At 42.3% G+C, this 12,793-nt stretch carries 15 protein-coding genes; 14 read left to right on the top strand and 1 reads right to left on the bottom strand.

Annotation, left to right across the window (positions count from 1 at the left end; all coding sequences use genetic code 11):
• The first annotated feature begins 322 nt into the window (after positions 1-322).
• The 9 genes from QM843_RS09235 (at position 323) to whiA (ending at position 6,727) form a co-directional block, all read left to right on the top strand.
• On the top strand, positions 323-841 hold the full coding sequence (locus QM843_RS09235; RefSeq protein ID WP_000229881.1) for a Dps family protein: 519 nt from the start codon (positions 323-325) through the stop codon (positions 839-841).
• 130 nt (positions 842-971) lie between these two features.
• Positions 972-1,478: a dihydrofolate reductase gene (locus QM843_RS09230; protein WP_414304821.1), complete on the top strand. Its 507-nt coding sequence runs from the start codon at positions 972-974 to the stop codon at positions 1,476-1,478.
• Entirely contained in the window at positions 1,478-1,648 is a 171-nt protein-coding gene (locus QM843_RS09225) for a hypothetical protein (RefSeq protein ID WP_130897099.1), read from the top strand. The genes QM843_RS09230 and QM843_RS09225 overlap by 1 nt, the downstream gene beginning before the upstream one ends.
• Positions 1,649-1,684: 36 nt before the next feature.
• On the top strand, positions 1,685-2,917 hold the full coding sequence (gene clpX, locus QM843_RS09220) for an ATP-dependent Clp protease ATP-binding subunit ClpX (protein WP_025169664.1): 1,233 nt from the start codon (positions 1,685-1,687) through the stop codon (positions 2,915-2,917).
• 8 nt (positions 2,918-2,925) lie between these two features.
• Positions 2,926-3,513 (top strand): ribosome biogenesis GTP-binding protein YihA/YsxC, encoded by a 588-nt coding sequence (gene yihA / locus QM843_RS09215; protein ID WP_000422605.1) that lies wholly within the window; start codon positions 2,926-2,928, stop codon positions 3,511-3,513.
• A 9-nt stretch (positions 3,514-3,522) separates the two neighbouring features.
• The gene (locus QM843_RS09210; protein WP_001140420.1) at positions 3,523-3,903 is read left to right on the top strand and encodes a RidA family protein; all 381 of its coding nucleotides are present in this window, start codon (positions 3,523-3,525) and stop codon (positions 3,901-3,903) included.
• 51 nt (positions 3,904-3,954) lie between these two features.
• Positions 3,955-4,845: an RNase adapter RapZ gene (rapZ, locus tag QM843_RS09205; protein ID WP_033677894.1), complete on the top strand. Its 891-nt coding sequence runs from the start codon at positions 3,955-3,957 to the stop codon at positions 4,843-4,845.
• Positions 4,842-5,819 (top strand): YvcK family protein, encoded by a 978-nt coding sequence (locus QM843_RS09200; protein WP_261043409.1) that lies wholly within the window; start codon positions 4,842-4,844, stop codon positions 5,817-5,819. The genes rapZ and QM843_RS09200 overlap by 4 nt, the downstream gene beginning before the upstream one ends.
• Entirely contained in the window at positions 5,816-6,727 is a 912-nt protein-coding gene (gene whiA / locus QM843_RS09195; RefSeq protein ID WP_033677890.1) for a DNA-binding protein WhiA, read from the top strand. The genes QM843_RS09200 and whiA overlap by 4 nt, the downstream gene beginning before the upstream one ends.
• Before the next feature lie 423 nt (positions 6,728-7,150).
• Here whiA and QM843_RS09190 read toward each other — a convergent pair whose 3' ends face one another.
• The gene (locus tag QM843_RS09190) at positions 7,151-8,119 is read right to left on the bottom strand and encodes an NAD(P)/FAD-dependent oxidoreductase (protein WP_414304820.1); all 969 of its coding nucleotides are present in this window, start codon (positions 8,117-8,119) and stop codon (positions 7,151-7,153) included.
• Between the two features lie 244 nt (positions 8,120-8,363).
• On the opposite strand from QM843_RS09190, the gene cdaA reads away from it, so the two are divergent.
• From cdaA to QM843_RS09165, 5 genes are all read left to right on the top strand, one after another.
• On the top strand, positions 8,364-9,221 hold the full coding sequence (gene cdaA, locus QM843_RS09185; RefSeq protein ID WP_001011069.1) for a diadenylate cyclase CdaA: 858 nt from the start codon (positions 8,364-8,366) through the stop codon (positions 9,219-9,221).
• Positions 9,208-9,987 (top strand): CdaR family protein, encoded by a 780-nt coding sequence (locus tag QM843_RS09180; protein WP_265465450.1) that lies wholly within the window; start codon positions 9,208-9,210, stop codon positions 9,985-9,987. The genes cdaA and QM843_RS09180 overlap by 14 nt, the downstream gene beginning before the upstream one ends.
• Positions 9,988-10,012: 25 nt before the next feature.
• Positions 10,013-11,365, top strand: coding sequence for a phosphoglucosamine mutase (gene glmM, locus QM843_RS09175; protein WP_414304819.1), 1,353 nt, complete (start codon positions 10,013-10,015; stop codon positions 11,363-11,365).
• Positions 11,366-11,438: 73 nt separating this feature from the next.
• Entirely contained in the window at positions 11,439-11,813 is a 375-nt protein-coding gene (locus QM843_RS09170; protein WP_001050081.1) for a DUF1149 family protein, read from the top strand.
• Position 11,814: 1 nt separating this feature from the next.
• The gene (locus tag QM843_RS09165) at positions 11,815-12,663 is read left to right on the top strand and encodes a DegV family protein (RefSeq protein WP_414304818.1); all 849 of its coding nucleotides are present in this window, start codon (positions 11,815-11,817) and stop codon (positions 12,661-12,663) included.
• Positions 12,664-12,793: the final 130 nt, after the last annotated feature.

Raw genomic sequence — 12,793 nt, 5'->3', positions numbered from 1 at the left:
ATATGAATCTTTCTAATGAGTTGTTTAGTCGCTTTTCATTATAGGTCATATGGGACTTTTTTTCTACAACAAAATAGGCTCCATAAGATCCATAGGGGATTTACCCACTACAAATATTATAGAGCCTCTTTTTCTTTATTTTATCTCTGTTAAGAGAGATTGAAAGTGACTGGGTTTCATTCTAAAAAATTCTTAAATTATCAGTCTATTGCAACTTTTCTCATGTGAGTCATTTGGCTTGCTATTGGTTTTCCTTAGTAGTATACTAAGGTAGTAATCATTAATAAGTGGTTACAAATAATAATGAATGAGGTAAAATAAAATGGTAGAATTGAAAAAAGAAGCAGTAAAAGACGTAACATCATTGACAAAAGCAGCGCCAGTAGCATTGGCAAAAACAAAGGAAGTATTGAACCAAGCTGTTGCTGATTTGTATGTGGCCCATGTGGCTTTGCACCAAGTACACTGGTACATGCGTGGCCGTGGTTTTCTTGTATGGCATCCAAAAATGGATGAGTACATGGAAGCTCTTGATGGTCAATTGGATGAAATCAGCGAACGCTTGATTACACTTGGTGGTAGCCCATTCTCTACATTGACAGAATTCCTTCAAAACAGTGAAATCGAAGAAGAAGCTGGTGAATACCGTAATGTTGAAGAAAGCTTGGAACGTGTCCTTGCTATCTACCGTTACTTGTCAGAACTTTTCCAAAAAGGTTTGGATGTCACTGATGAAGAAGGTGACGATGTGACAAACGGTATCTTTGCAGATGCTAAAACTGAAACTGATAAAACAATCTGGATGCTTGCAGCAGAACTTGGACAAGCTCCTGGTTTGTAAGAAATAATAGAAACATATATAAATCTGTAGGAAATTTCTTACAGATTTTTTCTATCTTGTAAGCTATTCCAAACCAGTCTTTTTTTGAGTTTTTTGATAAAATAGTACTATCAGTGAAAAGGATGGAAGCATGACTAAGAAAATCGTAGCTATTTGGGCCCAGGATGAAGAGGGTGTGATTGGTAAGGGAAATCGCCTGCCTTGGCATTTGCCAGCAGAACTGCAACACTTCAAAGAAACAACTCTGAATCATGCTATCTTGATGGGGCGTGTGACCTTTGATGGGATGGGGCGTCGCTTGCTTCCACAACGGGAAACTCTGATTTTGACGCGTAATTCTGAAGAAAAGATAGACGGGGTTACTACTTTTCAGGATGTCCAGTCTGTCTTGGACTGGTATCAGGCTCAAGAAAAGAATCTTTATATTATCGGTGGGAAGCAAATTTTTCAGGCTTTTGAACCCTACCTTGACGAAGTAATTGTGACTCAAATTCATGCTCGGGTGGAGGGAGATACCTATTTCCCTGAAGAGTTTAACTTGTCTCTTTTTGAGACAGTTTCAAGCAAATCCTACACCAAAGATGAGAAGAATCCTTATGATTTTACCATGCAATACCGCAAGAGAAAGGAAGTCTAATGGAACGTAGTATATTTGGTTTTTTCACAGCCATGCTGTGCTTGGTCTGTTTGCTCGCTGGAGCACAGTCTTTTCGTAAAAAGCGTTATGGACTTTCTGTCCTGCTCTGGTTAAATGCCTTTACCAATTTGGTCAATAGTATCCACGCTTTTTACATGACCTTATTTTAGATAGAATGACAGCATAGAATAGAACGGAAGGAAATCATGCCTACAACTAGGAATAATGATATGATGGTTTATTGCTCATTTTGTGGCAAAAGCCAAGAAGAAGTACAAAAAATAATCGCAGGCAACAACGCCTTTATCTGTAATGAATGTGTGGAGTTGGCCCAGGAAATCATTCGGGAGGAGTTGGCTGAGGAAGTCTTGGCAGACTTGTCTGAGGTACCAAAACCAATCGAACTCCTCCATATCTTGAACCACTATGTAATCGGTCAAGATCGTGCCAAGCGTGCCTTAGCTGTGGCGGTTTACAACCACTACAAACGCATCAATTTCCACGATACGCGTGAAGAGTCGGAAGATGTGGATTTGCAGAAGTCAAACATATTGATGATTGGCCCAACTGGTTCTGGGAAAACATTCCTTGCCCAGACCTTGGCTAAAAGCTTGAATGTGCCTTTTGCGATCGCAGATGCGACAGCTCTTACGGAGGCTGGTTATGTAGGTGAGGATGTGGAAAATATCCTCCTTAAACTCTTGCAGGCTGCTGACTTTAACATCGAACGTGCAGAACGTGGGATTATCTACGTGGATGAAATTGACAAGATTGCTAAGAAGAGTGAGAACGTATCGATCACACGTGACGTTTCTGGTGAAGGGGTGCAACAAGCCCTTCTCAAGATTATCGAGGGAACTGTCGCTAGCGTACCGCCTCAAGGTGGACGCAAGCATCCACAACAAGAGATGATTCAGGTGGATACTAAAAATATCCTCTTCATCGTGGGTGGCGCCTTTGATGGTATCGAGGAAATTGTCAAACAACGTCTGGGTGAAAAAGTCATCGGATTTGGTCAAAATAACAAGGCAATTGACGAAAATAGCTCATACATGCAAGAAATCATCGCAGAAGATATTCAAAAATTTGGTATCATTCCTGAGTTGATTGGACGCTTGCCTGTCTTTGCAGCTCTTGAGCAATTGACGGTTGATGATTTGGTTCGCATCTTGAAAGAGCCAAGAAATGCCTTGGTCAAACAATACCAAACCTTGCTTTCTTATGACGATGTCGAGTTGGAATTTGACGACGAAGCTCTTCAAGAAATCGCCAATAAGGCCATTGAACGCAAGACAGGGGCGCGTGGTCTTCGTTCGATTATTGAAGAAACCATGCTAGATGTCATGTTTGAAGTACCGAGTCAGGAAAATGTGAAATTGGTCCGCATCACAAAAGAAGCTGTCGATGGAACGGATAAACCAATCCTAGAAACAGCCTAGAGGTGACTATGGAACTGAATACACACAATGCTGAAATCTTGCTCAGTGCGGCGAATAAATCCCACTATCCGCAGGATGAATTGCCAGAGATTGCCCTAGCAGGGCGGTCAAATGTAGGCAAGTCTAGCTTTATCAACACCATGCTCAACCGTAAGAATCTGGCTCGCACGTCAGGGAAACCTGGGAAAACCCAGCTTCTCAACTTCTTTAACATTGATGACAAGATGCGCTTTGTGGATGTGCCTGGTTATGGCTATGCCCGTGTTTCCAAAAAGGAACGTGAAAAGTGGGGGCGCATGATTGAGGAGTACCTAACGACTCGGGAAAATCTCCGTGCTGTGGTCAGTTTGGTGGACCTCCGCCACGACCCGTCAGCAGATGATGTACAGATGTATGAATTTCTCAAATACTATGAGATTCCGGTCATCATCGTTGCGACTAAGGCAGACAAGATTCCTCGTGGTAAGTGGAACAAGCATGAATCAGCAATCAAAAAGAAATTAAACTTTGACCCAAGTGATGACTTCATCCTCTTTTCATCTGTCAGCAAGGCAGGGATGGATGAGGCTTGGGATGCAATTTTAGAAAAATTATGAGGTAAAGAAATGGCAAAAACAATTCATACAGACAAAGCTCCAAAGGCTATCGGACCATATGTTCAAGGAAAAATCGTTGGCAACCTTTTGTTTGCTAGTGGTCAAGTTCCTCTCTCTCCTGAAACTGGGGAAATCGTTGGAGAAACGATTCAAGAACAGACAGAGCAAGTCTTAAAAAACATCGGTGCTATTTTGGCAGAAGCAGGAACAGACTTTGACCATGTTGTCAAAACAACTTGCTTCTTGAGCGATATGAACGACTTTGTTCCTTTTAATGAGGTTTACCAAACGGCCTTTAAAGAGGAATTTCCAGCTCGTTCAGCTGTGGAGGTAGCTCGTCTTCCTCGTGATGTAAAAGTCGAAATTGAAGTCATCGCAGAGATTGGATAAGCTAGTTGAAGTTTGGTGTTGCCAAACTTCTTTTGATATAAGGAGAAAAAGATGACAAAGAAACAACTTCACTTGGTGATTGTGACAGGGATGAGTGGTGCTGGGAAAACTGTAGCCATTCAGTCCTTCGAGGATTTGGGATATTTCACTATTGACAATATGCCACCAGCTCTCTTGCCTAAGTTTTTGCAGTTGGTGGAAACAAAGGAAGACGACCATAAGTTGGCCTTGGTAGTGGATATGCGTAGCCGTTCTTTCTTCTCAGAGATTCAAGATGTTTTGGATGAGTTGGAAAACAAGGAAGAACTGGACTTTAAAATTCTCTTTTTGGATGCAGCTGATAAGGAATTGGTCGCTCGTTACAAGGAAACCAGACGGAGTCACCCGTTAGCTGCAGATGGACGGATTTTGGATGGAATCAAGCTGGAACGTGAACTCTTGGCACCTTTGAAAAATATGAGTCAAAATGTTGTGGATACGACAGAACTTACTCCACGTGAGCTACGTAAAACCCTTGCAGAGCAGTTTTCAGACCAAGAACAAGCCCAGTCTTTCCGTATCGAGGTCATGTCTTTTGGCTTCAAGTATGGTATCCCGATTGATGCAGACTTGGTCTTTGACGTCCGATTCTTGCCAAATCCATACTACCTTCCGGAACTGCGAAACCAAACGGGTGTGGATGAACCTGTTTATGATTATGTCATGAACCATCCTGAGTCAGAAGATTTTTATCAGCATTTGTTGGCCTTGATTGAGCCAATTTTGCCAAGTTACCAAAAGGAAGGAAAGTCTGTTTTGACTATTGCCATGGGATGTACGGGTGGACAACACCGTAGTGTGGCCTTTGCTAAACGCTTGGCGCAGGACTTATCCAAGAATTGGCCTGTCAATGAAGGGCACCGCGACAAAGATCGAAGAAAGGAAACGGTAAACCGTTCATGAGAAAACCAAAGATAACGGTGATTGGTGGAGGAACTGGGATTCCTGTCATTCTAAAAAGTCTGCGTGAAAAAGATGTGGAAATCGCTGCTATCGTAACGGTGGCGGATGATGGTGGTTCATCAGGTGAACTCCGAAAAAATATGCAACAATTGACACCGCCAGGTGATCTTCGTAATGTCCTTGTGGCCATGTCAGATATGCCTAAGTTTTATGAGAAGGTCTTTCAGTACCGTTTTTCTGAAGATGCTGGCGCTTTTGCTGGCCATCCATTGGGCAATCTCATTATCGCTGGCCTGTCAGAAATGCAGGGTTCGACCTATAATGCCATGCAGTTGCTGAGCAAATTTTTCCATACGACTGGGAAGATTTATCCTTCCAGTGACCATCCTTTGACCCTTCATGCAGTCTTTCAGGATGGGACAGAAGTGGCTGGAGAGAGTCATATTGCAGACCATCCAGGCATGATTGATCATGTCTATGTAACCAATACCCTCAACGATGATACTCCTCTGGCCAGCCGTCGAGTGGTGCAGACCATTCTTGAAAGTGACATGATTGTCCTCGGACCTGGTTCCCTCTTTACCTCGATTTTGCCCAATATCGTGATTAAGGAGATTGGGAAGGCGCTTTTGGAAACCAAGGCAGAAATCGCCTATGTCTGCAATATCATGACCCAACGTGGGGAGACGGAACACTTTACAGATAGTGACCACGTGGAGGTCTTGCATCGTCACCTTGGTCGAGCTTTTATCGATACTGTTTTGGTGAATATCGAAAAAGTGCCTCAGGAATACATGAATTCCAACCGTTTTGATGAATACCTGGTGCAGGTGGAACATGATTTTGCTGGTCTTAGTAAGCAAGTTCCGCGCGTGATTTCATCTAACTTCCTTCGTCTGGAAAATGGAGGTGCCTTCCACGATGGAGATTTGATTGTGGACGAATTGATGCGCATCATACAGGTGAGAAAATGAGTTTCACAGTAGCAGTAAAAGAAGAAATCCTGGGTCAGCACCATCTGAGCCGGCATGAATTATCTGCCATTATCAAGATGTCTGGCAGTATCGGTCTTTCGACTTCGGGTTTGACTTTGTCAGTCGTGACAGAAAATGCCAAGCTGGCTCGGCACCTCTATGAGTCCTTTCTCCATTTTTATGAAATCAAATCAGAAATCCGCCACCACCAACGGAGCAATCTTCGTAAGAATCGAGTATATACCGTTTTTACAGATGAAAAGGTGCAGGACTTGTTAAGTGATTTGCACTTGGCCGACTCTTTCTTTGGTCTAGAAACAGGTATTGATGAGGAGATTTTATCAGACGAGGAAGCAGGCCGTGCCTATCTCTGTGGTGCTTTCTTGGCAAATGGAAGTATTCGTGACCCTGAATCAGGTAAGTACCAGTTGGAAATCAGTTCTGTTTATCTGGACCACGCGCAAGGGATTGCCTCCCTTCTCCAGCAGTTTTTACTGGATGCCAAGGTGCTTGAGCGCAAGAAGGGGGCTGTGACCTATCTCCAGCGAGCCGAAGATATTATGGATTTCTTGATAGTAATCGGAGCCATGCAGGCGCGTGATGATTTTGAGAGGGTTAAGATTTTGCGAGAAACCCGTAATGACCTCAATCGAGCCAATAATGCCGAGACAGCTAATATCGCACGGACAGTTTCTGCCAGCATGAAGACTATCAACAATATCAGTAAAATCAAAGATATCATGGGCTTAGAAAATCTGCCAGTGGATTTGCAGGAGGTAGCGCAGCTACGGATTCAGCACCCAGACTACTCTATCCAGCAGTTAGCGGATAGCCTCAGCAATCCCCTGACCAAAAGTGGTGTCAACCACAGACTCAGAAAAATCAATAAGATAGCCGATGAGTTATAAAGATATAAAACACCTCTTTCTTGACAATTAAATAGAGTATGTGAGATAATAAAGGGGAATTGAGAAGTTCTAGCATTTTAGTGCTAACAGAAATCCCCTCGGTACTGCAATACTGAGGGGATTTTTTTCTGGGTTAGATAGCACTAACCAGGAAGGTTACTTGTCGAAGTGATCGTCTAACCAACGAGTCACCAGCCATGAGATGATACTCTCGATGACTGCGATAAGTACTATTTTGAGAAGTTCTAGCATCTGTAATACCTCCTTTTCCAAGGCGTATTGTTAGTGCCGTCCCTATTATATCACATGTTTTATCAGTTTGATAGGCATTTTTATTTTTGTTAAAGAAGGGGGAAATATGATCTAACAAATTAGCCGATGAACTATAAAACCACGAATCCTATGTGACTCGTGGTTCTTTTTCTATAAACTAGTAGAGTGTTTTGGTTGCACTTTTTGCTCAGGGTCGATGTAGTTAATGGCATTGTTAACAGCGGTTGGTGCTTCTCCTAGTCCTGTCGCAATCAGGTCAATTTTTCCGTCATAGTAGCAACAGTCACCGATAGCGTAAATTCCAGCTTGGCTAGATTCCTGTTTGCTGTTGACGATAATCTTGTGGCGGTTGAGGTCCAGACTCCAGTTTTTAAGGTTACCAACAGAAGATTTGAAACCATAGTTGACAAAGAGGTGGTCTAAGTCAATAGATTCTGTTTCATCAGATTTGACTTTTGTAATTTCAAGTTTATCGAGCGTTTTTCCATCTCCAAGGAGTTGGCTAGGGACGAATGGTGTCTTGATGGTCACAGATGATTCTTGCAAGGCTTGGACACTGTGTTCCAAGGCGCGGAAATTATCTCTGCGGTGGACAAGGGTAGTTGGCGCAATTTTTTCAAAAGCCAAAGCCCAATCCACAGCCGAGTCTCCTCCACCAAGAATCGTCACTTTCTTACCAGCATATTGCTGGATGTTGGAAACGTGGTAGTGGATATTTTCATAGTCCTCAACGCCTTCTAGTTCTAGAGGACGTGGTTTGAAGGCACCGCCACCCATAGCGATGATAACTGTTTTAGACAGGTGACTTCCTTTAGAAGTTGTAATTACAAAGCCTTCTTCTTGTTTTTCAATCTCAAGAACCGTTTCGTTGAGATGAATAGGGGTATCAAAGCCATTTAATTGCTCGATTAGACGGTTAGTCAACTCTTCTCCAGTCAGGTTTGGGAATCCCGGTACGTCTAAAATTTCCTTTTCAGGATAGAGAATAGCAGGTTGTCCACCTAGTTGTGGAAGGGAGTCGATGATTTGGACCTTGGCTTGGCGTAGGTGGGCATAGAAGGCTGCAAAAAGTCCGACGGGACCACCACCTACAATGGTAATATCATAGAGTTGAGACATGGTTTCTCCTTTGTTTTTTCTAGTCATACTCTTCGAAAATCAAATTCAAACCACGTCAGCGTCGCCTTACCGTACTCAAGTACAGCCTGCGGCTAACTTCCTAGTTTGCTCTTTGATTTTCATTGAGTATCAGTTTATTTTATCATATTTTTTCTTTAATTTAAAATGAAGTAGGATAGGGAAAAAAATGCCAGAAAAATGGTATAATAGAAAGGAACGTGTTTGGACAGAGAGGAGACAGCAGATGAACTTTCAACAATTATCCAATCTGCAATATTGGACTAGCTTGTTTTCTAGTCCTTGGAGTATTGCCATCAATCTGTTTGATATTTTGATTGTGGCCTATATTTTATATCGTTTTACAAAAGCGATAGCTGGCACCAAGATTATGATTTTGGTGCGTGGGGTCGTGATCTTTGTATTAGCCCAGGTTGTGGCCAATATCCTTGATTTAACAACGATTTCTTGGTTGATTAATCAGATTATCACCTATGGGGTTATTGCTGCGGTTGTTATCTTCTCTCCAGAGATTCGGACTGGTTTGGAACGCTTGGGAAGGGCGACAGATTTCTTTTCTACTGCTCAAATTAGTGCAGAGGAGCAAATGATTCGTGCCTTTGTCAAGTCGGTTGAATATATGAGTCCTCGTAAGATTGGTGCTCTGGTTGCCATCCAACGAGTTCGGACCTTACAAGAATACATTGCGACAGGGATTCCTTTGGATGCCAATATTTCAGCTGAACTCCTTATTAATATCTTTATCCCCAACACTCCCCTACACGATGGTGCTGTGATTATCAGAGAAAATCGAATAGCAGTAACCTCTGCCTATCTTCCCTTGACAGAAAGCACAGGGATTTCCAAGGAATTTGGGACCAGACACCGGGCGGCTATCGGTTTGTCAGAAGTATCCGATGCCTTGACCTTCATCGTCTCAGAGGAAACAGGAGGCATTTCTATTACCTATAACGGTGTTTTCAAGCACGACTTGACGATTGAAGAATTTGAAGCAGAGCTACGAGCAATTCTTTTGCCAGCTGTTGAGGAAAAAGTCAGTTTCAAGGACCGTTTGCTAGGAGGTTGGAAATATGAGAAAAAATAGTCTATATATCATTTCATCTCTCTTTTTTGCTTGTATCTTATTTATCTATGCAACGTCAACCAACTTTCAAAATAGCAATACCGCAAGGCAGGTCAAATCAGAAACCTACACCAATACGATAACGAACGTTCCTATCGATATTCACTATGATGATGACCAGTATTTCATTAGCGGATTTGCATCAGAAGTTTCAGTTGTGCTGACAGGTGCCAATCGTGTGACCTTGGCCAGCGAAATGCAGGAGAGCACTCGTAAGTTTAAGGTCACAGCGGATTTGACGGATGTCAGTGTTGGAACGATTGAAGTTCCCTTGAATATTGAAAATCTTCCAAATGGAATGACTGCTGTGGCAACGCCTCAAAAGATTACAGTGAAAGTTGGGAAGAAGGTTAAGCGAGATGGGATGCTTGTTGTGCCACAAGTTGACCAAAGCCAGATTGATCCCAAGCTACAAATTGATAGTGTAACCGTGTCAAATGAACGCGTTTCGGTCACAACTGACCAAGAAACATTAGCTAAGATTGACAAAATTATTGCACTTTTACCAACCAGCGAACGCATAACAGGTAATTACAGTGGTTCGGTACCTTTGCAGGCAATCGACCGTAATGGTGTTGTCTTACCGGTAGTTATTACTCCGTTTGATACGACAATGAAGGTAACTACAAAACCTGTGGTATCGAGTTCAAGTGCATCTAATTCAAGTGCAAGTAGTTCGTCGGAGACATCTTCGTCAACGAAAGCAACTAGTTCAAAAACGAATTAAAAAATAGGAAAAGGATTTTATAAAAATGGGTAAATACTTTGGGACTGATGGAGTCCGTGGAGAAGCTAACGTAGAACTAACACCAGAATTGGCCTTCAAACTAGGACGTTTTGGAGGCTATGTTCTTAGTCAACATGAAACGGAAGCACCGAAAGTCTTTGTAGGACGTGACACACGTATTTCAGGGGAAATGCTAGAATCTGCTTTGGTGGCAGGTCTCCTCTCTGTAGGGATTCACGTCTACAAACTTGGTGTCCTTGCAACACCAGCAGTAGCTTACTTGGTAAAAACTGAGGGAGCCAGTGCAGGTGTCATGATTTCTGCTAGTCACAACCCAGCCCTTGATAATGGAATTAAGTTCTTTGGTGGTGATGGCTTCAAACTGGACGATGAAAAAGAAGCAGAAATTGAAGCCCTGCTAGATGCTGCAGAAGATACTCTTCCTCGTCCAAGTGCAGAAGGATTGGGAACCTTGGTAGATTATCCAGAAGGCTTGCGTAAGTATGAAGGCTACCTTGTTTCAACTGGAACTCCTCTTGATGGAATGAAGGTTGCCTTGGATACAGCCAATGGTGCAGCTTCTACAAGTGCCCGTCAAATCTTTGCAGACCTTGGTGCTCAATTAACGGTTATCGGGGAAACACCAGATGGTCTTAACATCAACCTTAATGTTGGTTCAACCCACCCAGAAACCCTTCAAGAAGTGGTCAAAGAAAGCGGCTCAGCTATTGGTTTGGCCTTTGACGGAGATAGTGACCGCTTGATTGCTGTTGATGAAAATGGTGATATCGTTGATGGTGACAAGATTATGTACATCATCGGGAAATATCTTTCTGAAAAAGGACAATTGGCCCAAAATACAATCGTGACAACTGTTATGTCTAACCTTGGTTTCCATAAGGCCTTGGATCGTGAAGGTATCAACAAGGCAGTCACTGCAGTTGGCGATCGTTACGTTGTTGAAGAAATGAGAAAATCAGGCTACAACCTTGGTGGTGAACAGTCTGGTCACGTTATCTTGATGGATTACAATACAACAGGTGATGGTCAATTATCAGCTGTCCAATTGACAAAAATCATGAAGGAAACTGGTAAGAGCTTGTCAGAGTTGGCAGCAGAAGTAACCATCTATCCACAAAAATTAGTCAATATCCGAGTGGAAAATGCCATGAAGGAAAAGGCTATGGAAGTGACAGCTATTAAGGATATCATTGAGAAGATGGAAGCTGAAATGGCAGGCAATGGCCGTATCCTAGTACGCCCAAGTGGAACAGAACCCCTCTTGCGTGTCATGGCAGAAGCGCCTACAACAGAAGAAGTAGACTACTATGTTGATACCATCGCAGACGTAGTTCGAGCTGAAATTGGGATTGACTAAATCCTAGAAAACTAGATGAAAATAAAAAATTATGGTACAATAGCTTATAATATTGTAGCCAAGGGAGAAAGACATGAATCTTAAACGTGAACAAGAATTTGTTAGTCAGTATCATTTTGATGCGCGTAATTTTGAATGGGAAAATGAAAATGGAGCCCCTGAAACTAAGGTGGATGTGAACTTCCAATTAATTCAACATGACCAAGAAAATCAAGTGACTTCCTTGATTGTTGTCTTGAGTTTTATGATTGTATTTGATAAGTTTGTCATCAGTGGAACCATTTCACAAGTGAACCATATCGATGGCCGTATTGTTAATGAACCAAGTGAATTGAACCAAGAAGAAGTGGAAACCTTGGCTCGTCCATGTTTAAACATGCTCAACCGTTTGACTTACGAAGTAACTGAAATTGCATTAGACTTACCAGGAATCAATTTGGAGTTCTAATATGAAATTAGCTGTTATCACAGATTCTTCTGCTTATCTCAGTGCAGAGACCTTGCAAAGAGAAGATTTGTACGTCTTGGATATTCCTGTCAATATTGATGGTGAGGAGTATGTCGAAGGTATTAATCTGACTGCAGAGGAATTTTACCAAAAAATGGCTCAGGCTTCTGAATTGCCTAAGACCAGTCAACCAAGTATTGCCAAGTTAGATGAGATTCTAACTTCGCTTAAAGAACAAGGTTATACCCATGCCTTGGGGCTTTTCCTATCTTCTGGAATTTCAGGTTTTTACCAAAATATCCAGTATATGGTCGATGACTATGAGGGATTAACCATTGCCTTCCCAGACACTTTGATTACAAGTGCTCCTCTGGGTATCATGGTTGAAAGTGTTTTTAACTGGAAAGACCAAGGTGATGATTTTGCTATTATTCAAGATAAGCTAGCTATTCAGATCAGTCACACATCTGCTTTCATCATGGTGGATGACTTGGATCACTTGGTGAAAGGTGGACGCCTTTCAAATGGGGCGGCTATTTTGGGTAATCTTCTAAGCATTAAGCCAATCCTTTATTTCAACGACCAAGGTGTGATTGAAGTTTACGAAAAAGTTCGTACTGAAAAGAAAGCAACCAAGCGCTTAATTGAAATCATCAAGGAAGCCACAGCTTCAGGCCAATACCGTGTCATTGTCATTCACGGGAATGCTCCTGAAAAGGCTGAAGAATTGCGTCAGCACTTGCTAGATTCTGAAGTGGGTACGGATATTTCACTTGCTACATTTGGTAGTGTCATTGGAACACACCTAGGTGCAGGCAGTATTGCTCTGGGTTATATTCCAGTGATTTAGTTGGCACTTCTAGACTAGTTAAGAAGTTAGCAAATGAACACGCCTGGAACCTTGTGTGAAAAAGACAGTTCTTTCAAGGAGTAGACACTCTTTGATCAGAACTCCTATTTTCACTTTGTGTTCTTACAGG

The organism is Streptococcus mitis, from assembly GCF_047463435.1.
Lineage (GTDB): Bacteria > Bacillota > Bacilli > Lactobacillales > Streptococcaceae > Streptococcus > Streptococcus mitis_DS.
Note: the sequence above shows the minus strand (reverse complement) of the source record. Positions and strands in the feature narration are given on the sequence as shown.

Excerpts from the sequence above, each read along its gene's own strand:
- yihA (WP_000422605.1), top strand. The coding sequence starts at position 2,926 with ATGGAACTGAATACACACAATGCTGAAATCTTGCTCAGTGCGGCGAAT.
- QM843_RS09235 (WP_000229881.1), top strand. The coding sequence starts at position 323 with ATGGTAGAATTGAAAAAAGAAGCAGTAAAAGACGTAACATCATTGACA.
- QM843_RS09225 (WP_130897099.1), top strand. The coding sequence starts at position 1,478 with ATGGAACGTAGTATATTTGGTTTTTTCACAGCCATGCTGTGCTTGGTC.
- QM843_RS09230 (WP_414304821.1), top strand. The coding sequence starts at position 972 with ATGACTAAGAAAATCGTAGCTATTTGGGCCCAGGATGAAGAGGGTGTG.
- rapZ (WP_033677894.1), top strand. The coding sequence starts at position 3,955 with ATGACAAAGAAACAACTTCACTTGGTGATTGTGACAGGGATGAGTGGT.
- glmM (WP_414304819.1), top strand. The coding sequence starts at position 10,013 with ATGGGTAAATACTTTGGGACTGATGGAGTCCGTGGAGAAGCTAACGTA.
- whiA (WP_033677890.1), top strand. The coding sequence starts at position 5,816 with ATGAGTTTCACAGTAGCAGTAAAAGAAGAAATCCTGGGTCAGCACCAT.
- QM843_RS09165 (WP_414304818.1), top strand. The coding sequence starts at position 11,815 with ATGAAATTAGCTGTTATCACAGATTCTTCTGCTTATCTCAGTGCAGAG.
- QM843_RS09210 (WP_001140420.1), top strand. The coding sequence starts at position 3,523 with ATGGCAAAAACAATTCATACAGACAAAGCTCCAAAGGCTATCGGACCA.
- cdaA (WP_001011069.1), top strand. The coding sequence starts at position 8,364 with ATGAACTTTCAACAATTATCCAATCTGCAATATTGGACTAGCTTGTTT.
- QM843_RS09180 (WP_265465450.1), top strand. The coding sequence starts at position 9,208 with ATGAGAAAAAATAGTCTATATATCATTTCATCTCTCTTTTTTGCTTGT.
- QM843_RS09190 (WP_414304820.1), bottom strand. The coding sequence starts at position 8,119 with ATGTCTCAACTCTATGATATTACCATTGTAGGTGGTGGTCCCGTCGGA.
- QM843_RS09170 (WP_001050081.1), top strand. The coding sequence starts at position 11,439 with ATGAATCTTAAACGTGAACAAGAATTTGTTAGTCAGTATCATTTTGAT.
- QM843_RS09200 (WP_261043409.1), top strand. The coding sequence starts at position 4,842 with ATGAGAAAACCAAAGATAACGGTGATTGGTGGAGGAACTGGGATTCCT.
- clpX (WP_025169664.1), top strand. The coding sequence starts at position 1,685 with ATGCCTACAACTAGGAATAATGATATGATGGTTTATTGCTCATTTTGT.